The organism is Pannus brasiliensis CCIBt3594, assembly GCF_036688125.1.
Classification (GTDB): Bacteria; Cyanobacteriota; Cyanobacteriia; order Cyanobacteriales; family Microcystaceae; genus Pannus; species Pannus brasiliensis.
In genome coordinates, this window is record NZ_JBAFSM010000034.1 from 24,681 (window position 1) to 46,040 (window position 21,360).

Sequence of the window (21,360 nt, forward strand, 5' to 3'; positions counted from 1 at the left end):
ATCAACGCAATCAATATATTACTAGATATCGCGAGGATAAGCCACGCTAATGTTAGAAATCATTGAAAAAAATCTGTTGGTAGTCTATAGACGTAAGAATTTTGTCATTTTTGCTTTAATATCCTGAAGCGTTCGCAAATGAATGACGTTAGACTTTAGACAGTTTCTTCAACAGGTTCATCGTCCTAGGGTATTAAAATACAATTTAGCATAAAAGTGGTTGACATGAAAAGCGAAACGCTCTTACTCGAGATCGGGCGAAAACTTTAGATCGTTGTTCGGGTTACTCGAAACTCGCTTGTCAATCTCGCGGGTTTAAATTTTCATCGAGCGACACACGAGCTTATTCAGTTTTCCGATGGGGTTTTCGGAATAAGATTAATTTCTATTTGTAAAGAGCGGCGTATTGCCCGTTAACTATTTTTTGCTTTTAAATCGCCAATTACAGCCTTTTTTCTCGGCGATGGGGTAAGGTTTCCCGGAGGGGGTAATAGGCAAAAGAGTAATATACCGTAGATTTTTGAGAGATGCGGTATATTACTCATTTCGATAAGACCTTGCCTTGTCAGGGATTAGATAGTAACAAAATTTGGTTACAGCCTTTTTCCTAGAGATGATGTATAGGCTCCCCGAGGGGACAAGATTCAAAAGGCACTCATGCCCGAGGGAATGTATCGCGAATTTTGGAGAAACGCGGTATATCAATGATTATATTCACTGGAACTTTTCTCGATAGAAAAATCCCGAAAAATCCTCTCTCTCGCTAACCGTCCCGATCGAGTTTTTTTTTCGGTATCTACATCGATTATGTCTCGCCATCCTCGCGTTAGTCGATCGGACTCTCTCGGGGGAACGACTTTTCCCGTGTTCCCCACTATCCACGCGGGGCTACCAACATCGGTCACAACGCGAGGCGCGGCGCGAGACATCGCTTCACCGAGTTATAGACTGTAAACAACCTTTTCACTCTTGCCAAGAAAATTATCGATCGTCCGATCTCCTATCCGGCAAGAATACAGTTAGCTTGAAGATATACAGAGTTCTTCATAGAGCGATCGATAGTTTTTCGCCTGCAATTCCAAACTAAATTCCCGCTCTACTTTTTCTCGCGCGTTACCGCGTAACCTCTCGTATCTCTCCGGCTCCTCTAGCACCCACAGTATTCCCTCGGCTAGATCTTCGATATCGAAGGGTTTCGCTAAATATCCGTTCTCGCCGGGATCGATCAGATCGGGCATTCCTCCAATATTAAAAGCGACACAGGGAGTCCCGCAGGCTAGGGATTCCACGATCGTGTTCGGGAGGTTATCCTGTAGGGAGGGAGCGACAAAAACATCCGCCGCGGAGTAGAGTAAAACGAGGGAAAGATCATCTTGAAATTTGCCCAGGTAATGAGTTTTCAATCCGAAATCCGGGGGATCGGCCGGACTGGACGAGCCGAAGACAACTAACTCCGGACGATTTTCCCCGGTTGTCCGGTGAGCGAGTTTTTGTAAAGCGGGTAGGAGTAGGTGAAATCCCTTTCGAGAATCGCCGGTAGCGGAGATAGCCCCGAAAAGAACGATCGGTTTATCTAACGGTAATCCCAGTAGATTTCTCGCGACTTTTCGATCGATAGGTTTATACTGTTGAATATCCAAACCGTTCGGAATAACTTCTATCCGAAAATCTTGAAACAGAGAACTAGCTCTCGCTCGATCGGCCAACCACCGACTCGGGCTAACGAGGGTCATATTCAGATTTTTCCAAGCCTTGGCTTTTCTATGCCAAACCCAACGGGAAATATCTAGGTCTCGATGGCTTCCGAGCATAGGGCAGGCACCGCACGAACCGGTGTAACGATCGCATTCCCCGTTATAATGACACCCCCCGGTAAACGGCCACATATCGTGCAGTGTCCAGACGATCGGCCGGTTAAATTTGGCCAGGGTTTCGATCCGTAAAAATGCGGTGTTAATCCAATGTAGATTCAGAATATCGGGGGCGATCCGGGCTAGTCGATGGGTAAGGCGATCGGGAAACCATTGGAGCGAGAATATCCCCGGTTGCCTTTGTTTGTATAGGGATAAGGGCAATTCATCCAAGGTAGAGGCGAGTTTGGTTAAACCGAGATCCCATTTACTCTTCGGGAAGAAAACCGAGCGATCGCCACGGGTTCCATCGTGTACGAGCATGATCGAGTCGGCCCCCGATCGGAGCAATCCTTGATGGAGTCGGTAAGCGGCCGAAAAGCCGCCGCCCCGTCCGTCGGACTTACTGAGCAGACAAATTTTCATGATTTAAAGAAAACTCCATCAATTTGAAGCGCTCTTCCCGTTTCGGGGTCGTTAAAAACGGGACTAATCGAATAGAGACTAAATCCTAATTCTTGCAAAAGATCTAGCATTTCTTGCCAGAGAACCTGCCCTTCATAAAGGGGAACCAGGGACAGTTCTAATTGAATTCCTTTGACCCGAGGAAGGATGCCGGCCGCCCCCTCGATCGCCTGCTTTTCAAAACCCTGGACATCGATCTTTAAAAAGATCGCTCGATCGTCATCTTTAAGATAGTCTTTCGCGACAATATCTAACCGGCTCAATCGGACGACTTCCGAGCCGCGAAAAGCGGATTCGGGAGCGGCTTTGAGGTGAGTATCCAACATCGGAAGCACGGAACTACTGAGACTATTTTCCGAGATATTAATGGTGATCTCGCCCTCCCGATCGCCGATGGCGACTTGAGGGGCGATTTCCCACCGCGGATCGTTCCGACTCGCGGCAACTAATCGGGAGCGCGCGCTAGAAAGTGGCTCGAAAGAAACAATCCGATCGGTATATTGGCACTCTCGCAGAAACCTCGCGTACTGTCCTTCGTTCGCGCCAACATCGAAAACTAAATCGATATTATAATACTTCAAGAGATGTCCGATTAGCGCGACTTGGGAATTATTCAGGTTATACCTTTTGACTTCAAATCCCAAGCTTCTAACAATTCTTTTTAAGGAGTTTTTCAGCATTGATAGTTAGGTTATCCAGAAAATAATTTGTCAGGAACGATCGATGTTTAGGTTAATCGATTTTAGCTCAAAACCTACTAAGCCACGCGAGAGATACAACCATTTTTCTAGATTTATAATCAGGGTAAATTCCCGATCGGGAGAGGTTTCCAGACACCGATACAGGATGGAAAAATCGAAAAAAATGGTGCGGGTATCGATGGCAGGATCAAAAAGAACAAAATCGAGGCGCTAGGAGATCGGCGGATCTATCTACACACCCCAACATGAGGTTTGTGGACTGAAAAACGCTGTAATAAACATTCGCGAAGCTCGCCACGGTTTAATAAGAGTTTAACACCTAACGATCATTTTTTAAGAGTTCGTCAGTTTTCGGGATAAGCATAACAGATGCCTAGGGATTTGTCAACTTCAACCGAGCGACTATTAAAGCTCTTCCCGCCGTAAAAATACCCGAGGTATCGCCTCTCGAATTTTCCGGGCAAGAGCCTCTAGCTCTCTCTCGTTTCCGTTCGGCTTTAATCAGCCCGAATAATTTCACCCGTTCGGCTAGATAGTCTAGTAGAGAGCGCGAGGGAATATCGAACGGGTAGTCGGGACGTTACCGTCTTTTTCCGAAAAGATGAGGCACGGATTTCCCGGTTTTAGACAAGAAGCGCTCGCGCGAGAGGGGAAGGTACCGCGGATTTTTGAGAGCGGATTTTTGAGAAGCGAGGTAGCTCGCCTTTTTACGCTTTTACAATCACTTTTTTAATCGTGTTGAAATACTGAATGTTTTGCGAAATTCTAAAGGGGATAAATAAAGCTTTTGTTAGCATCCAACCATTGGCACGAAGTTGCGGAAACAGTAAACAGGAAATATGCGAGTAGATAAAGTAAGAAACCGTGGTGGCTATCGCGGCTCCCACTCCTTGATAATGGGGGATTAACCAGAAATTGAGTAAAATATTAGATAGCGCGCCGAGCGAGGTTTTCGCGAGGCTAAATTGATTGATATTTTCTGCCATCAACCACTGGTGTTGAGCGTGGCCCAAGAACACGAACAAACCCGACCAAATATGAAAGGTGAGAATTTCTCCCGACTCGACGTAGGTGGGGCCCAGTAAAGTGACCATGAGCGGGGTGGAAAGGAAAGTCATGGGAATCGCGATCGAGAACGCGAACCACGCCATCAGATCGTAAAGAATTTGTAACCGAGAATAGTATTCTCGATCGCTTCTCTGTTTCGATCGGAAAATGCTCGGGAAGAGAGAAGAGCAGATCGCGATCGGAATAAAATACCAAACCTCCGAAAATCGAACCGCCGCGGCGTAATTCCCTACGGCCGAAACCGTGGACATATTCCCGAGCATTACCTGATCGATTTTCATATAGATCAGGATCATCCCGGTCGATAACAACAAAGGCCAGGAATCTTGTAGCATTTCCCATCCTTTTGACCAGTTCACGCGCCATTTTCGTAACGATTGGTCGTGTCGGATATAAGCCACGGACATGGCCAGCGCCTTAAAAGTATTTTCCCCCAGAACCAACCAGGCGAACGCGATCGGCGGCAAGTGACCGGCGATTAAGATAAATTTCACAATAGAACTGAGAATCGTTTGCATCGTTCTCAAAATAGCCGTGACTCTCGAAAGAACTTGGGACTCGAACCAAAACTCGATCACGTCAAACGCGCTAAATACTAAACCGATCGAGATCACGACCGTCATCGATCTAGTATCGGGCTGATTGGTAAATAACACGATGGACAGAGCGATTAGAGCGATCGTGGCTAGGCTGGCAATTAACTTTAATACGAAAGCGGTTCCCAAAATCTCCGGGGCGTTTTTTTCTTCTCGAACTACCTCGCGAACGACGATACCGTTTAATCCTAAATTGGCGATCGCGCTGAAGATGATAACCAAACTAAGACTATAACTTAATTTCCCGAAATTCCCCGCGCCCAAATAGCGGATTACGTAAACACTGACCAGAAAATTGACGATCATCATCAGCAAACGCTCGGCGAATAACCAGCCAACGTTGCCGATAATTTTCCGGAGTCCGGGGCTAAGCTCCCGCGATATTTTCTGTACTCTATCTAACATTCTCTCGTTGCGGCAATTATTGTTGTCAGTATACCATCGATCGATAAGATTACCACCGAACTAACTGATTTTTCGGTAGCCGATCTCTATGGTATCGGCCGGGTTTACCCTCAACAATTCAAGCTCTTTCCTTCCCCCGACTCGCTCGTCGATCCACCAGGGTTTATTGCCAAGGGTACACGAACATACCGTGTGCCTCGTACCCATTGACAATCCTTTGAATCGAGAGCAAGAACAGAACAATACTCGCGCCCAAAATAATACGATTTTGGTCTTTTTTACCCGCTATTTCCAACACTAATAATAAGCAAGAGGTTTGGAGAAAAAAGTCGATCGGTAAGCGGCTGGATAACCAAGTAGCCCTGGCTAATTCAAAAAGAAAACGAAAAATACAGAGCGTGATAGTAAGGGTATAGAAAAGCCACAGCTTACTTTTCAGCAATATCCAAGGTCTCAGAACGTTTACGAACAACAAAAAAGCTAACATCACGAGGGTTAAAAAACCGAAAGCCGACTCGTCTCTCCAACCTTCCTCTCCCGCGTAAGATTGATAACCCTCGTACTTGGAGACATAGAGTGTTTCCTCGCCGAATACAAGGTTCAGTACCGACACGGAGAGTGTTTGGTCATTAATCGCTATATACAAAAATCCATAGATAACGAATAATAACGCTAGAAAAATTATTTTCTCGCGATCGATTTTTTTGGAAGTCCCCTCCTTGCCAAATCGATCGGCTACCATACCGCTCACGAAAAAGGGGAGATACAAGATCGGTGAGGAATGAAACAAAAGCCCGGAGAACGCTGTCAATAGCGCTTTGATCGGTTTCTGCCTGAATAAAAACCCCATGCCGAAGAGCAGAAAGCTGGTGGCTAGTAACTCTCGTAGAAGATAGAAACAGGTTTCGCTCCCCGTTCCGAAAAAACCGAATACCAGGCTGAGTTTATTCGCTTTTTTATCGGGAAAAAACGCTTTCAAAAAGAACGAGATGGCAACGAGATAAAGAATGATTTCTAACGCGTGAAATATCGTTAGAGATATATTTAGATTTTTGGCGATATAAATCAATTTCCAGAAGGAGCTTTCCGAGCCGAATAAACTTTCCCCACCCCAATCAAAGTAATCTTTCAATCCATCGTATTCACCTTGATAGGCCGTTATATCGAAAGTTCCAAGAGAGGAAATAGACCATTTAAATCCCGCCAAAATATAAGAAGCATATAAGATAACCCTAACGGGATACACGCAATAAATGATTACGGCAATTAAGTAGATAATTTCGAGTAATATAAATGGCGTTTCAGCTTGTAGCATCAGACAGTTACCTTTCCGCGACAATCGTTAGTGAAGCTGTAGACTCGATCGAGAAAGCGCCCTTGACAATTTCTAGCCGGGGATGATTGCCGACGGGGAAAATCATCCCGCTCACCGTTTCTAATCGTGTTTCCCGACCCCGATAACCTCATCCGAAGTCGTTTTCAGCCAAGGGAAATCGAGGGGGGCGGTACATCATCCGGAAGAATCGGAACGAGAAGCCTTTCCCGAACCGCCCCGTACTATGCCTCGTTAGCTCTTGTAGTAACCATAGTATCCGTAACCGTGATTTTTCCGGCTAACATTATTCGCGATCGCGCCGAGAACGGTGATTTGAGAGAGTTTTAACTCCTCGATCAAATTTCTCACCGCGAAGCGATCGGTCTTGCCGATCTTGGCTACCAAGATGATTCCCGCCGTCAGAGCGGCGAGAATTCTCGCGTCGGCAAAGGAGGAAATCGGCGGTAAATCGTAAATCACTAAATCGAAAGAGTCGTCGTTCTGCCACTCGGTCATTAAATCCTGCATTTTCCGCGAGGAGAGTAGTCTCGTCGGATCGGGAGGGATTTCTCCAGCGGTGACGATCGATAGGGTTTCGTACCCCGGAAGGGTTTTAATCGCTTCTCGCCAGTCTAAACCCGTGGCGATCACGTTACTGAGTCCGTAATCGTTGTCGAGATTCAGCCGGACGTGTACTTGCGGTCGTCGTAAATCGGCCTCGACTAACAGCACTCGCTGTCCCATCGCGGCGGCGGCTTTAGCTAGGTTGACCGCGACGGTGGTTTTACCGTCTCCCGGACTCACCGAACTAAAAACCAGGGATTTTAGGGCGGAATCGGCACCGAGCAAGCGAATATTCGTGGTGAGCGTGCGGAAAGCTTCGGAGAAGGCGCTGGATTGATAAGAGCCAACGACGGCGTTTTTGGGGGAGCGGGAAGAACCTAAGTCGATCGAGCGCTCGCCGATCTTCAGCCGCGGGACGTTGCTGACTAACACTTTCTCGATCGTGCCGAGATCTTTTTGCCAGGGAATCGATCCTAGAATCGGGAGTTTGGTATCTTCCTTGATCTCCTCGATCGAATGGTAAACCGGGTCGAGTCGTTCGGCGAGAAAAGCGGCTCCCAATCCTAAGACCAGGCCGCCGACTATGCCTAACGCGAGATCGCGGGTCGTTTTCGGGGAGACCGGACGGTCCAGCACCTCCGGGGGCGCGATAATTTTCCAGGGAACGACCTGTTGCGCCACTTTCAGTTGTAGCTTCTGTTGCTCTTCCAAGAAGCGATTCAAGCTCTCGGTGCTAATTTCTACCTCTCGTTGTAAATCGGTATACTGTCGGGCGAGAGTGGCTAGATTCTTCACCTGGGATTTTTGCGCCTTGAGAGCGTCGGCCAGCGATCGAACTTTAATCTGTAAGGTCTCCCGCTCGTTGGCGGCTTGGATTAAGTTTTTGGTCAGTTCCACCCGCAGATCGCTCGGGGAGACGATCGAGGGCGATCGATCGACCTCGGTTTCTGGCAATTTCCCCCCGACGGCTTTTCGCGCTTCTTTCTGGAGTAGGGGGAGTAAATTCGCTCTCATTTCCTGCAAGGTCGCGATCATCGGACTGTCGCTGGCATAGATCGCCGATTGTTTGGCGAGTTCTACTTCCACCGCCTGAAATTGTTTCAGAAGTTCTTGATAGCCGGGGGATTCACTCAAATAGGTCGCGATAATCGCCCGATCCGGGTCTAAACCCACTTGTTTTTCGAGAAGTTGATAGCGAGAATTCGCCTCGCTCAGGGCCACTTTCGCCTCGATATACTCTTTCTCTACCGCCGCGAACTGCTCGGATAGACGCTGGGCGGCTTTCTCGGGATCGAGGAAGTTGTATTTCTGCCGGAACTGTTGCATCTGTTGCTGGCGGAGGTTCACTTTCTCGTACAGCAGGGGCAGTTGGGCGGTCACGAAATCTAGCCCCTGATTGATCTCGGTTTTTCTCTCTTGAGCGCTATAGCGTAGATAGGAGTCCGCTAAAATTTTTAAAACTTTTTCAATCTTTTTGGGGTCTCGATCTTCGTAAGTGATCTCCAGAACTTTTGTCTTTTTTAATTGATTAATATTCAGGGGGGATTTCCCTTTTTTCTTAATAAGATCTTGGTAGTCGAACCCTTGATATTGACGCTGGAGAGTCTTGAGCGCGGGAGCGAGAATTTGGGGACTGCTCAACACTTGGATTTGAGTGTCGTAATCAATTTCCTCTCCCCCTAGTTGGGGTAAAATCTCCTGTACTTGCAGTTTGGCTTTGTCTTCCTCGATCGGTTTGCCGATTAACAATAAAAATTTACCTTGATAGACGGGGGACTTCAGAAAACTCCACACTCCGATCGCGGCCGTCACGCCCAAAGTAATGATCGAGATTAACAGCGCCCTATGTTTGACTACCGAGAACAATTGGCGGATATTTAATTCCTCTTCCTCGGGAGCCACCGCTTTAACGAGGGAGGGAGGCGATACGATTTGGAAGGTCTCCAAAGGTTTCGTTTTTAGAGAGCCATTGTTTCCATTTTGGTAGTTGTTCATCGTTGTTAAGACAATTCAAAAACGTTGTCGGCAATAAATAAGGCATCGAGCGATAATTTTTTACAGAGAGCGCGAGACGATCCCGAATCGGGTTCGATCCGCGTCAGTCATAAGTTATTTTTATGTTTCCCTTTTTCGTAGGGTTCCCCGATCCCCTAGACGCTTCCCACCCGAAATAAAACCCGATCGAGAGCGGGAGCAATTTTCGTCATTCAAGAGTATATCATAAAACGTGAATTTATCGATTATTGTCGTTAGTTTTCGCGGGACGGTCTCTCGATCGTCCGGGACTCGATCCGCTCGGCCCGGATCGGCGCGGGGAAAAGAGATCGCCCTCGGAGAAACGTGTCGGTAACGCTCGTTAAAAGATAAATCTAAAAATATCGAAAACCGGTAAAATACGATTGCATCCCCCTTTAGATAGATATTTTTTGACTTATGGACGAGAGTGCCACTCGCTCCAGGGATAGATAGCTCGAACGCTAAAATCTCCGCGTCTTCCCCCTCCCGTATAAGATTCCCGTCAATATCGAGAGAAAAATCAGCCATAAAATCACTCCTCCCGGAAGAAAGGATAACCATCCGATCCCTCGAAAAATATACACCCCAAGGGTCACGAGCAGGGTTCCGAGAAATAGATAGCCCCAGAAAGCGGGATTAGAACGGAATAAGTTTTTCATGGACGATCGCGAAAGTATTTAACCCGGATAGTCGATGGGATTTCGGTGTCCTGGGAATCCGCCCATCTTATCGAAAAACGCGCTGTTGCCGCGCGCCCTTACCTTCAACACCGTAATCTACGGTAGTAGCGCGACTCGCGCGCCCGAAACGTAACCTATCGAACATTTTACCCCCGACATTCCAGGAAACCGTGAATTTTTTCGCTCGACCCGGAAATCCGTTTTCCTTCTGTCCAGGGACAAGGAAACAATGATTACCGGCCGGCGATGGACGGTCTAGGTTTTTCTCGCGTTGACGGTGCGAAGTCCACGCCGCCTTATCGGGGGTAAGAAGAGAAATTCGGGGGAATAATCCTTGAAAAACAGGATAGCGAAAAAATTGACCGTCTAGTGGCGATCGATACGATCTCCCGGATAGGGATTATCTCTCGATCGCCCCTATTCTACTACGGCATCGCCCGATCGACCGGGCGACGCTCCCCCAGGCCTCCCCCCGGCCCGGATCGAAAACTGTAATGATTATTCACGAAAATCCCCGATCCCGCTCATCGGTGGCTTTACAATCCTCGTTTCCCCCCTCCCCGCGGTCTATTCACCCTCCCGCGCCATCGTCGCAGTAGCCCGGAAAAAATATTTGTTTATTGTCTTTTATTATTAAAATAAAAACATACAAAGCTTTTTACAAGCTATATATTATCTCTGCTTTGGTCTTTGATGCATTTTAAACGATTTAAAGCTTTTTAATGCTTAAAATCTCTTTATATCACTATCTCGCAAAAATCGAAGCTCTTTTCAGGGGTGGGAACATGGTCAATAATTCGATCGAGAGCGCGGCCATCGACGCGGCATAAACAAACCCCCATTCAGAAGCGTTTTAGGAGACCCGGCCATGACATTGACCCTCGCGGTATACGGAAAAGGCGGCATCGGCAAATCGACCACCAGTTGTAATATTTCGACCGCGTTAGCCAAAAGAGGCAAAAAAGTCCTACAGATCGGCTGTGATCCCAAGCACGATAGCACGTTCACCCTCACGGGCTTCCTTATCCCCACCATCATCGACACCCTACAGGAAAAAGACTTCCACTACGAGGACATCTGGCCCGAGGACGTGATTTACGAGGGTTACGCGGGCGTGAAATGTGTCGAGGCCGGCGGACCTCCGGCGGGCGCGGGTTGCGGTGGCTACGTCGTCGGCGAAACCGTCAAACTCCTCAAAGAACTCAACGCCTTCGATGAATTCGATGTCATCCTCTTCGATGTCCTCGGTGACGTGGTATGCGGGGGATTCGCCGCGCCCCTCAATTACGCCGATTACTGCATCATCGTCACCGACAACGGATTCGATGCCCTTTTCGCCGCCAATCGCATCGCCGCCTCGGTACGGGAAAAAGCGCGTACCCATCCCCTCCGACTCGCCGGATTAATCGGCAATCGCACCTCGAAACGGGATTTAATTAATAAATACATCGATCACGTTCCCATGCCCGTTTTAGAAGTATTACCCCTCATCGAAGATATCCGCGTCTCCCGAGTCAAAGGTCAAACCCTTTTCGAGATGGCTGACAAAGACCCGATGTTAAATTACGTTTGCGATTACTATCTCAACATCGCCGACCAAATACTCGCCAAACCCGAAGGAGTCATCCCCAAAGAAGCCCAAGACCGCGAACTCTTCACCCTCCTCTCCGATTTCTACCTCAACACCGATAAACCCAAACCCCCCACCGCAGAAGAAGAATTAGATCTCATGATGGTCTAACCCCGTCCCCCCATAATCCCGTAGGGTGGATTAGCGACAGCGTAATCCACCCCCTCAATCTCGCCAACACCGAGACGGACTTTCTGATAATGGTGAATCTCGCGTCGTCATCGGGAATTCTAAACACGGAAACCCGAATTTCGATTCCTAACCGACAACCACCATTATTCAGAAAGGGTAAGGTCATGCTATCTGGAGACTTTAAAGCGAATGTGCGAGAAATCTGGTTAAAATATTGCCAAGCAAATTCTATTTTGATTCGTGAAATAAACAAGACAAATTTTTGCAAAAAAACTAATGACGGTGGCTATCGTCCTTTGTCCATGTTTATCTTAGGTGTTTTATCTGGTTTATCTCCAGATTTAGCGAACTTAATGCCTATTTTGTTGACGCTTTCACCAGACTCGGATCACATTATACGCTCATTAGGTTTGGACTTTGATCCAGAAGAAGAACTTGAAAGGCGAACGGAAGAACTCGCCAAAATCCAAGATGTTGAAGCCGTTCCGCTTCTGGCCGAATCGACTATAGACCCCGATACCGAATATCTAAATCAATTTCGTAATTCAGGAGTTTAAAATTATGAATTTAGTACAGGTAAAAGCGATCGAATCCACTTGGAAACCACCCCCTACGTTACGAAGATGATAATTTTTGCCTCGTCATGGAGAATTTTAAGAACGGAACCCCAAATTTCGATCCCTAACCAACGAATATCCTTCTTCAGAAAGAGGAAAAAATGAGCAACTTCGAGGAGATAAAAGCTAGACTTAAGGATCAATGGTTAGATTACTATGAGATTAATCAATATTGGATCATTAAGTTAGCTTGTTGGGTTGAATGCGTACAAAGTAGAAGTAAACGTCCCAACGCTAAAGTTATCCTAACTGCTGTTTCTTTGCTAGAACCAGCAATAATCGATTTTCTCATTCCTTTAGTCGATATTGATTCGGATGGAGAGCGAGTAGTAAAAACCTTGGGACTCGATTTCGATCCTCGTGACGAACTCAAAGAACGAGAAGAAAGACGCTCAAAAATCCAAGAAGCAGAAATTATTCCTTTACTTCCCGAATCGACTATCGACCCCGACACCGAATATTTAAACCAATTCCGCAACCAAAATTAAAGGAGAACCGAAAATCATGACCGCCATTCAAGAACCGAGCGCCTTACAATTCGATTGCGAGACCGGGAACTATCATACCTTCTGCCCGATTAGCTGTGTCGCGTGGCTGTACCAAAAAATCGAAGATAGCTTCTTCCTCGTCATCGGAACCAAAACCTGTGGCTACTTCCTACAGAACGCGATGGGGGTCATGATTTTCGCCGAACCGAGATACGCGATGGCCGAACTCGAAGAAGGCGATATCTCCGCGCAACTCAACGATTACAACGAATTAAAACGACTCTGCTTACAGATTAAACGCGACCGAAACCCTAGCGTCATCGTTTTCATCGGCACCTGTACCACCGAAATTATCAAAATGGATTTGGAAGGACTCGCGCCGAAACTAGAAGCCGAAATCGGCATTCCCATCGTCACCGCGCGCGCCAACGGACTCGATTACGCGTTCACCCAGGGAGAGGATACCGTACTCGCATCGATGGTGCATAAATGCCCGGAAACGGTGAAACACGAGGAAGAAAAAGAAGAACGGAACGCCATACAAAAACTCCTCACCTTCGGCCGCAAAAAAGAAGAGGTCAAACACGAGGAATCGGAATATAAAGATCATCCTCCTTTAGTATTATTCGGTTCCGTTCCCGATCCGATCGTCACCAACCTTACCCTAGAATTAAAGAAACAGGGTGTGAAAATCTCCGGCTGGCTACCCGCGAAACGCTTCACCGAATTACCCGTCATCGAGGAAGGCTATTATGTCGCTGGGGTGAATCCTTTTCTCTCCCGTACCGCCACAACTTTAATGCGTCGTCGGAAATGTAAACTTATCGGCGCGCCCTTCCCCATCGGCCCCGACGGAACCCGCGCGTGGATAGAAAAAATCTGTTCCGTGTTGGGAGTGGAACCGCAAGGACTGGAGGAAAGAGAGGCGAAAATCTGGGAGAGTTTGGAGGACTATATTCAACTCATTCGCGGTAAATCGGTTTTCTTCATGGGGGATAATCTTCTCGAAATTTCCCTCGCGCGTTTCCTTATCCGTTGCGGCATGACTTGCCCGGAAATCGGCATTCCCTACATGGATAAACGCTATCAGGCGGCGGAACTGGCGTTACTAGAGAAAACCTGTCAGGATATGGGCGTTCCCGTTCCGAAAATTATCGAGAAACCCGATAATTATAATCAGATTCAACGGATTTACGAGTTACAACCGGATTTAGTGATTACCGGGATGGCCCACGCGAACCCGTTAGAAGCGCGGGGAATTAATACGAAATGGTCGGTAGAGTTCACCTTCGCGCAAATCCACGGCTTCACCAACGCGCGCGATATTTTGGAACTCGCTACCCGTCCCCTCCGCCGGAATACGAACCTGAAGGAATTAGGCTGGGATAAGTTGGTTAAGGAGTCCGCGAAAGTCTAGCACTCTTTTAAAGCTGATTAGAATGGTAGGGTGGGCGATGCTCACCCTATTTATTTTTAGGGCATTGGGAGCGAGAAATCTGTAGAAAAAATTATTTTGAAATACCGTTTAAAAATTTCTTTTTTTAAACCGATTTTCTACGATCGATCCCTCAGTTCGATCGCCCCGAAAAACCGAACAATTCTATCCGGTCGAAAATTCATTACCGAAGTCCTCGAAAAAGAGAAACTGTCGTTAGAGGACTTTGTACAATTGGCGAAAATCACGGACGCGATGATAGAAAGAGGGATTTTCTTAGAAAAAAACTCCGTATCTCTGGAAGACTATCGAGTATTTATCCAACATCTCTCGATCGCCCTAGCCCTCTCTGTAACGATCGCCCGCGAGACGATCGCCCTGTTTACCCCCGAAACCCATCCCACCTCGATTGATCGAATTCCCACTCCTGACGGATGCTGGGAAAGCTAGAGTTCCGACAGAATAAAGAGGAAATCGAACGATTTTAGCGTTTTTCAAACTCTTCTGAAACGGTTTAACCCCGGCCGATCGCCGTACCCCGTCATCAAGGCTCGGAAAAATCGTCACGCGCGGAAGTATCCCCGCGATAGAACCCGCACGCGAGTCTATCGTTACGATCTCACGTCTATTACTCTCGAAAATAACGATTTAAAAGGATTTTTTTAGGAGAATCATGAAATATCTAGTCCCCTTCCTCACCCTGTCGATCGCTCTCCCGATCGCCGTCGCCCTTCCCCTCGCCGCGCAGAATGTCCCGTCGCTGTCTCCCTCTCCCCCGCCGAGTTTGCCGATGGTCAATCCGTCGTCCTACCCGGAGTATATGCGCTTGGGTTACGCGGCCATGAAACGGAAAGACTATAGCCTCGCCGCGAATTATTTCCGTCAGGCCCTCTACTATAACCCACAGGATCGGGAGGCGACGATCGCCTACTGGAACGCTAGAGACGCGCTGAATAAACAGAATAGCGGGACCGCCCGACGGGAAAGCGATTACGATCGCTATATGAGAATCGGTTACGACGCGACGAAACGCCGGGACTACAATACCGCCTACGTCAATTTCGAGCGGGCTTTACAGGAACGTCCCGGCAATACCTACGCCACGCAAGCCCTCCGCAACGTTTCCACCTATATCGCCGGCACTGGGGGGCCGAATACGGGGAATACAACGCTATCGAGAACGAATTTCGGGGAATCCCCCTACGATCGCTATATGCGTCTCGGTTACGCCGCCCAACAACGTCAGGATAACGAGACCGCTTACCGGTATTTCCTCGGCGCGCTCTACGAGAAACCGAACGATCGACTGGCAACGCTCGCCGTCCAGAACGCCCAGAACTCGATCGCCCGCGAGAACCAGCAGAACCGCCCCGCCGGACAAACCGTAACCGATTACGATCGCTATATGCAACTCGGCTATGAAGCCACCGAACGGGGCAAATACTCCAACGCGCTCACCTATTTCAATCAGGCGATGCGCGAACGTCCGGGAGATGAATATGCCACCCGCGCGATTCGCAATGTCCGGTCTTATATCGAGTTAGGACGCGCGAACCCTTCTAACCCGTAGGGGTAGCGGCTGGGCGAGGGAGTTTTTCGGGAAAAGGGGAAGGGGAAAAGGGAAAAGACCACTTATCTAATCCCTTCACCTTTCTCCTTTATCCTATTTTTCTGCCCTCTGCCTTCTAAACGCTATAGATACGATGAGTGAGAGAATGCCGGAAAAACAGAATTTTCAGCGAGAGAATCGACGATCGCTCGCGAGATGGATCGCTAGAATTATCCTCTTTTTCCTGATCGCTCTCGGGTTTTCGCTTTTCATCAACCGTTCGGTCGCGCTCGCGCAGATCCCCGATCTCTCCCCCGCGAAGCTGACCCCGTTTCAATGGGCGATCGGTTCCGAGAGTGACGGGAGTAGTATCCAGACGGGAAAGGTACGTCTCGACGGACGGACTCTATTCCGGATCGCGGTTCCCCCGATCGAGCGCGAGAATCGGGATAGCGAACCCTCGCCCCTCCTGGAACGGATCGCGGCGATCGAGAACACCCTACAGGAGAGTATCGGGATTCCCGGCCGGCAGGGTTTACCGGAAGTGACTTTCCGAACGGACGCGAGTAGTAATCTGCCCGTCCTCTTTATCGGCGATCGCTACCTGATGACCGTTACCACCCTCGACGCGCGGCTGTACGGGTACGAACCGCGACGACTGGCGGAACGTTTAACCGATCTGGTGCGCCAAGGGTTGACCCAAGCGCGACAGGAACGACAACCCCGTTACCTCCTCCGTCAGAGCGCGATCGTTGCGATCGTTTTGTGTCTCTCGCTCGCGGTTCAAATCGCGATCGATCGATACGGACGGAAAGTACAGCGAAAACGGCAAAAACTACAGGAGAGGATTCCCGACCCCGCCGAGATCGTCGATACGATCGCGGAAGAAGATACCTCGATCGAGAATGTCACCCTCGAACAACGGCACGAACAACGCCAACGCCTAGATCTCGCCGATTTACAGCATCGTCTCTTACAAGTGGCGCGATTGGGTCTCTGGATCGGCGCGACACTGTTTATCCTCGGTTTATACCCTCACACGCGCCCGTTACAACCGTTTCTGCTCTCCACTCCCCTGAAACTATTGGCGATCGCCGCGGGCATTTACGCCGCGATCCGGGCCAGCGATCTCTCGATCGATCGACTGACGCGGGTAGTGGTTCGGGAGCGATCGGGCGATGTCCGCGAGCGAGAGCGTTTGAATTTACGTTTCTCCACCTTCTCGGGGGTTCTCAAAAGCGTGAACGCGGTAATTTTAGTCAGTTTCGGCATTTTATCCGCTCTCTCGCTCGTCGGAGTGAACGTGTTCCCCTTGCTGGCCGGCGCGGGACTTGTCGGTTTAGCCATCTCTTTCGCCGCTCAAAATTTAATCAAGGACATCATTAACGGATTTTTCATCCTACTCGAAGATCAGTACGCGGTGGGGGACGTGATCGCCGTCGATAGCGTCTCCGGGTTAGTCGAGAATATGAACCTCCGCATCACCCAGCTACGGGATGGCGAGGGACAACTGATCACCGTGCCTAACAGTAATATCTCGATCGTGCGAAACCTTTCTAAAGATTGGTCGCGGGTAGATCTTACCGTCACTCTAGCCTACGGAACCGATCCCGATCGGGGGTTAGCGGCGATCGAGAGAGTGGCCCGACAATTCGCGCGAGATCCGCGGTGGCGCGATAAAATGCCGGAACCGCCGGAAGTATTAGGAATCGATCGACTCGATCACGAGGGAATTCTCATCCGCGTGTGGATCAAAACCCTTCCCCTACAACAATGGTCCGTAGCGCGCGAATTCCGTCGCCGTCTCACCCTCGCTCTCGACAAAGAGGGATTATCGATCGGTATGCCGCGCCAGTCCCTTCAGTTCAATAGCTCCCTAGATCTCGACGGGGAAACATCGACAAGAAACAATTAATAAATTCGTAGGATGGGTTAGCGATAGCGTAACCCATCACCCAATGCGGGAAATTTCTCCGAATTTAGGAGGCTCGATTTTTGAAATACCAGTAGAGATTGGCGACGGTGAAATCTGGGACTTCTTCCCAATTGGACGGCGCGAGGGCTTTATATTCTGAATTTACAGCCTGTCGGGTAATGTACTCCTCGTGGGGTTTCCGTAGGGACGGATCGACTAAAAATTTTACTTGATCCCGTAGAGAGTGAAAATGGGATTTCGGTTTCAAGTTCTCGTAAAGGGATTGTTCGGGAAGGGGTTCGATAATCTGGATTTCCGCGGGTGCGTCCTCGGGGGTTTCCGCTTCGAGGTTTGCTAGTTCTTGTTGTTCGGCGGGAGATAAGGAACGCGTGAATTCTACATTGTTTTTCCAATATTCCAGTGCGAGAACATCTTGATTGTTCAATCGGAGAATTTCGGGAGCAAGAAAATCTAATTCTTCTTCTGACCGACATTTATTTAGTAAATGTAAGGATTCTTGACGAATTTGTTTCTGTTGTTTAGAAACACGATCGCCGATAGTTTCGACACTGCCTTGTAATTGATAAGTTAGGGTAATTGCCTGATCGATCGCCCACGAACACTCTTTGATCCTAATCTGTCCCGCTACACTCGTATCTTGCAAAAGTAACGGGTTATTATAATCGGCTAAAGCATCATGGAGCATCTTTTGAGCATTACCTAGACTCATATTTCTTAGATTTGTATCCGTCATCGTTAGTGCATCTCTTATGTAAATAAGAGCTTGCATAAAACGCCCGTAAGCTTGAGCGAGTATCGTGCGATGATGGAGAAATTCCGTATGAACAGCAACCTGATCGATCCGTTGTAAAATCTCATCGCTCCGCACGTACAAAGCCTGTTTTAAATCAATAAAGCCGCCTTTTACCTCGATTTTTAGCTGTTTAATGTCCTCTCTTATTTTGAAAGTTTGATAGAGATTAACGGCGGATAAGGCGACTACCGCAACAGTTCCCACCCCGATTAACGCGGTAGATGCCTGTAAAACTCCGACACTAGCTTGAAGTTCATTTAACATCGCGTAAGTTTTTTGAAAACCTCTATGGGTTTGCATCATTTGCGCGCCTCCCATGATAAAGTTCGAGGCGAGTTGCATCGGGGCGGTTATCGGATTAAAATTATTGGCAACTCTAGCCACGGCTACAAATCGCCCTGTCGCGACATCCCTTGCGATAGGCATAACAAATCCCGCCGCATCTTTTACTAATACATACTTACCAGCATCGAGCATCGCTTGCACCGCGGGAGTGAAAAGTAAAAAACTCATAAAGCCTCGTATGGGTTTTCACAAATATCGGATATAACTAAGATAACAGGATCGACAGGACAATGATCACCGATGAACGAAGAATTTAAAGCCTTTCAAAAATTACTCGACTCGACGGATCAGCTTCTCGCGGGTGACTATAGCTTTCTCGACTCGGTAGAAATACGGGGGTCGGCCGAAAAGGTGAATAAATCACTTCAACCTTGTTTACAACAACTCAAAATTTATGCGAATCAATTTCAACCATTTATCAAAGCCTGTTTTGATGAGTTAGATCGGGCGGAAGATGTTTGGAATAGTAAACAGAGAATTCTTGACTTCCCTACTCTAACTATTTGGGAAAAATCAGGAGAAATCGCTGGACTCGATATTCAAATTCAAACAATCGGACAGGAATGTAAGCGAGTAGCTTTTGAAGAAGCCCGTTCGTTAGTGTCCGATATGATCAAAGGAATCAAGCAGACTCATTTTATCGATGTTAAAAACAAGAAAGAAAAAATCGATCTTGGCTGGGGAGATAAAGATAATTTTAACAAAACCATTTCAGGATATATCAAGGCTTACTCGGAGGATATAGAAAAAGTAGTTAACGAAAATTTCAAAAAAATACTATTAAAGTATTCATACTCTCCGGTCAGTTCGGGAATAGTTTCTGATCACATGAATGTATTAGACAAAGATAGTTATTTGAAATTTAAACAAGATTACGATAGGATAAAGACCTCGTTTCAACAGTACGTCAACAATATTCTAGGCGTGAATTTTCAAGAAAATAAGATTACTGGCGTTATTTTTGTACTCGCTACAGGCGATATTGCTAATTGGAAAAACAAATCAGGAAATATCACTTGGAAAGAAATCGAAAGCTTTGGAACATCTTTTCAAAAAAGTGTAGAAAATAAAATCGAGCGTTTGTTCGATCATCGAATGAACTTTACCAAACATTCATTACAGTTACTTTTGAAAAATTATAACGATCTCCTAGAAAAACAATCTCGTTATCGGCAAGAAACGCCAGAACAACGACTCGCCGAGAAAGCGTGGATCGATCGACAGCGGAAAGGATTACAAGAAATCCAAGCAAGATTAGACGAGATCCTGAATTAACCTACCGTAATAATCTAACAATAAATCGCCCGATCGATCTAAACACGATCCGAACGCGATAATTCCCTCCTCGTGTCCGCTCATCACGAGAATCTGCTGATCCACTAACCCCTCTTCCCGACATAAACGGATAATTTCCTCCGCCATTTCCGGGGTTCCGTAGGCGACATTTTCCCGCGTCGTCGGCACTCGATACATCAACCTTTCCCACAGTAAACGATGATGGATATGGATCACCGCGTTCGTATGCGGATTCGCCTCGTAAATCGCGGCGTGGGTGAGCGCTTCCGACGACGCTTGAATCGGTCCCTCACAAGTCACCCTATTCCTTTTCCAATCGTAATCGATTACCGTCGTGTAATGGGATTCATCCAACTCCGGAATCCCTCCCGTACTCGTTCCCGAAATGATAAACTGTCGATCGATCTCCCCCCGTACACTCACATTCCCGAAACCGATACCATTCTCGTACTTCCCGATTAACCCCAACTGAAAAAGCTTATTCCGCCAAAAATTTAACCCTCGAATCGAAGAAAACTCCAACGGTTCCGCGGGGTTCCAAACACAGTGATATTTAACGTACCCTTCATCGATCGTCATGAGGTTTTCTGAAAATATTCGGGATAATTTTTACAAACTTGGCGAACAAAATTCTGGAGATAGTGCGGTGGGGGAGGCGAGGGATTATTTTTAATCACCCGCGAGAAAATCGGCAGAACCTCCGTATCCAGCGCGGGACGGAACAGATCGATCGGTAGGATTAAATCGGAACCGTCGCGCACATCGATCGAATCCCCGTTATCCCCCGATATTAATAATAACGGACGCGCCCAGATCGACGCTCGATCGGCGATAACCTGAATCACCTCGGCGTAGAGCGCGCTATCCTGGCAGGATAAACAAACAATCTGATTCGGATAGAATGAACTCATAGAACGGGAGTCAGAAGATAAAACCGATCGAGATCGATCGTCTGTAATCGTTTATAGCCGATGGAGAAGCGCGATGACAACGAAAGCCGTATCCCACTTCAAAGACCTCTACGAGAAAGATTTCGTCGCGTGGGCGGATGAGACCGCTGAACAATTGCGACGGGGCGAGATAGATGGATTAGATTGGGAACATATCATCGAGGAGATCGAGGGATTAGGAACTAGCGAGAGACGTAAAGTAGATAGTTACCTAGCACAGCTATTAATCCATCTCTTACTTTACCAGTATTGGGAAAGCGAGCGGGAGTGGTGCGCGAGAGGCTGGAAAGACGAGATCGGCAACTTTCGTCTAGAATTAGAGTTTTCCTTGGAGTCAAGGACGCTTTATAACTACTTTTTGCAGAAAATCGACATCGTTTACCCGAAATCGGTCAGACGGGTTATCGAAAAAAGCGAGTTACCCGCGAGTACCTTTCCCGAAACCTGTCCTTTTACCCCCGAACAGTTGCTCGATAACCAGTTTTTTCCCCCCGTCTAGCGATTAGCTCTCTCGGATCTCCTGACTCCT

General features: G+C 47.7%; 17 protein-coding genes. 9 read left to right on the forward strand and 8 right to left on the reverse strand.

What is annotated here, in order from left to right; genetic code table 11:
* Nucleotides 1-1,019: 1,019 nt before the first annotated feature.
* The 5 genes from V0288_RS16500 to V0288_RS16520 all read right to left on the reverse strand — a co-directional run bounded on the left by V0288_RS16500 (nucleotide 1,020) and on the right by V0288_RS16520 (nucleotide 8,959).
* Entirely contained in the window at nucleotides 1,020-2,276 is a 1,257-nt protein-coding gene (locus tag V0288_RS16500; protein ID WP_332866232.1) for a glycosyltransferase family 4 protein, read from the reverse strand.
* Nucleotides 2,273-2,995: an FkbM family methyltransferase gene (locus V0288_RS16505; RefSeq protein WP_332866233.1), complete on the reverse strand. Its 723-nt coding sequence runs from the start codon at nucleotides 2,993-2,995 to the stop codon at nucleotides 2,273-2,275. The genes V0288_RS16500 and V0288_RS16505 overlap by 4 nt, the downstream gene beginning before the upstream one ends.
* A gap of 728 nt (nucleotides 2,996-3,723) precedes the next feature.
* Entirely contained in the window at nucleotides 3,724-5,085 is a 1,362-nt protein-coding gene (locus V0288_RS16510; protein ID WP_332866234.1) for a flippase, read from the reverse strand.
* A 163-nt stretch (nucleotides 5,086-5,248) separates the two neighbouring features.
* On the reverse strand, nucleotides 5,249-6,400 hold the full coding sequence (locus V0288_RS16515) for an EpsG family protein (RefSeq protein ID WP_332866235.1): 1,152 nt from the start codon (nucleotides 6,398-6,400) through the stop codon (nucleotides 5,249-5,251).
* 252 nt (nucleotides 6,401-6,652) lie between these two features.
* Nucleotides 6,653-8,959, reverse strand: coding sequence for a GumC family protein (locus V0288_RS16520; protein WP_332866236.1), 2,307 nt, complete (start codon nucleotides 8,957-8,959; stop codon nucleotides 6,653-6,655).
* 1,569 nt (nucleotides 8,960-10,528) lie between these two features.
* On the opposite strand from V0288_RS16520, the gene bchL reads away from it, so the two are divergent.
* The 7 genes from bchL (at nucleotide 10,529) to V0288_RS16555 (ending at nucleotide 17,426) form a co-directional block, all read left to right on the forward strand.
* On the forward strand, nucleotides 10,529-11,401 hold the full coding sequence (gene bchL, locus V0288_RS16525) for a ferredoxin:protochlorophyllide reductase (ATP-dependent) iron-sulfur ATP-binding protein (protein WP_422661999.1): 873 nt from the start codon (nucleotides 10,529-10,531) through the stop codon (nucleotides 11,399-11,401).
* A 185-nt stretch (nucleotides 11,402-11,586) separates the two neighbouring features.
* Nucleotides 11,587-11,979, forward strand: a complete 393-nt coding sequence (locus V0288_RS16530; RefSeq protein ID WP_332866237.1) for a DUF5331 domain-containing protein — start codon at nucleotides 11,587-11,589, stop codon at nucleotides 11,977-11,979.
* A gap of 161 nt (nucleotides 11,980-12,140) precedes the next feature.
* A complete protein-coding gene (locus tag V0288_RS16535; protein WP_332866238.1) occupies nucleotides 12,141-12,527 on the forward strand; it encodes a DUF5331 domain-containing protein in 387 nt (128 codons plus the stop codon).
* A 16-nt stretch (nucleotides 12,528-12,543) separates the two neighbouring features.
* A complete protein-coding gene (gene bchN / locus V0288_RS16540; RefSeq protein WP_332866239.1) occupies nucleotides 12,544-13,944 on the forward strand; it encodes a ferredoxin:protochlorophyllide reductase (ATP-dependent) subunit N in 1,401 nt (466 codons plus the stop codon).
* Nucleotides 13,945-14,040: 96 nt separating this feature from the next.
* The gene (locus V0288_RS16545) at nucleotides 14,041-14,412 is read left to right on the forward strand and encodes a hypothetical protein (RefSeq protein ID WP_332866240.1); all 372 of its coding nucleotides are present in this window, start codon (nucleotides 14,041-14,043) and stop codon (nucleotides 14,410-14,412) included.
* A gap of 223 nt (nucleotides 14,413-14,635) precedes the next feature.
* Nucleotides 14,636-15,532 (forward strand): tetratricopeptide repeat protein, encoded by an 897-nt coding sequence (locus V0288_RS16550; RefSeq protein ID WP_332866241.1) that lies wholly within the window; start codon nucleotides 14,636-14,638, stop codon nucleotides 15,530-15,532.
* A gap of 133 nt (nucleotides 15,533-15,665) precedes the next feature.
* Entirely contained in the window at nucleotides 15,666-17,426 is a 1,761-nt protein-coding gene (locus tag V0288_RS16555) for a mechanosensitive ion channel family protein (RefSeq protein WP_332866242.1), read from the forward strand.
* A 64-nt stretch (nucleotides 17,427-17,490) separates the two neighbouring features.
* Here the strand turns inward: V0288_RS16555 and V0288_RS16560 are convergent, their stop codons facing one another.
* The gene (locus V0288_RS16560; RefSeq protein ID WP_332866243.1) at nucleotides 17,491-18,666 is read right to left on the reverse strand and encodes a hypothetical protein; all 1,176 of its coding nucleotides are present in this window, start codon (nucleotides 18,664-18,666) and stop codon (nucleotides 17,491-17,493) included.
* 159 nt (nucleotides 18,667-18,825) lie between these two features.
* Here V0288_RS16560 and V0288_RS16565 point away from each other — a divergent pair, with 159 nt between their 5' ends.
* Entirely contained in the window at nucleotides 18,826-19,860 is a 1,035-nt protein-coding gene (locus tag V0288_RS16565) for a hypothetical protein (RefSeq protein WP_332866244.1), read from the forward strand.
* Here the strand turns inward: V0288_RS16565 and V0288_RS16570 are convergent.
* Complete coding sequence (locus tag V0288_RS16570) at nucleotides 19,840-20,460, reverse strand: class II aldolase/adducin family protein (protein WP_332866245.1); 621 nt, start codon at nucleotides 20,458-20,460, stop codon at nucleotides 19,840-19,842. The genes V0288_RS16565 and V0288_RS16570 overlap by 21 nt on opposite strands.
* Nucleotides 20,457-20,792 carry a hypothetical protein gene (locus tag V0288_RS16575; RefSeq protein ID WP_332866246.1) on the reverse strand — a complete coding sequence of 112 codons (336 nt, stop codon included), beginning with the start codon at nucleotides 20,790-20,792 and terminating at the stop codon, nucleotides 20,457-20,459. The genes V0288_RS16570 and V0288_RS16575 overlap by 4 nt, the downstream gene beginning before the upstream one ends.
* Nucleotides 20,793-20,865: 73 nt before the next feature.
* On the opposite strand from V0288_RS16575, the gene V0288_RS16580 reads away from it, so the two are divergent.
* Nucleotides 20,866-21,330 (forward strand): DUF29 domain-containing protein, encoded by a 465-nt coding sequence (locus V0288_RS16580; RefSeq protein WP_332866247.1) that lies wholly within the window; start codon nucleotides 20,866-20,868, stop codon nucleotides 21,328-21,330.
* Nucleotides 21,331-21,360: the final 30 nt, after the last annotated feature.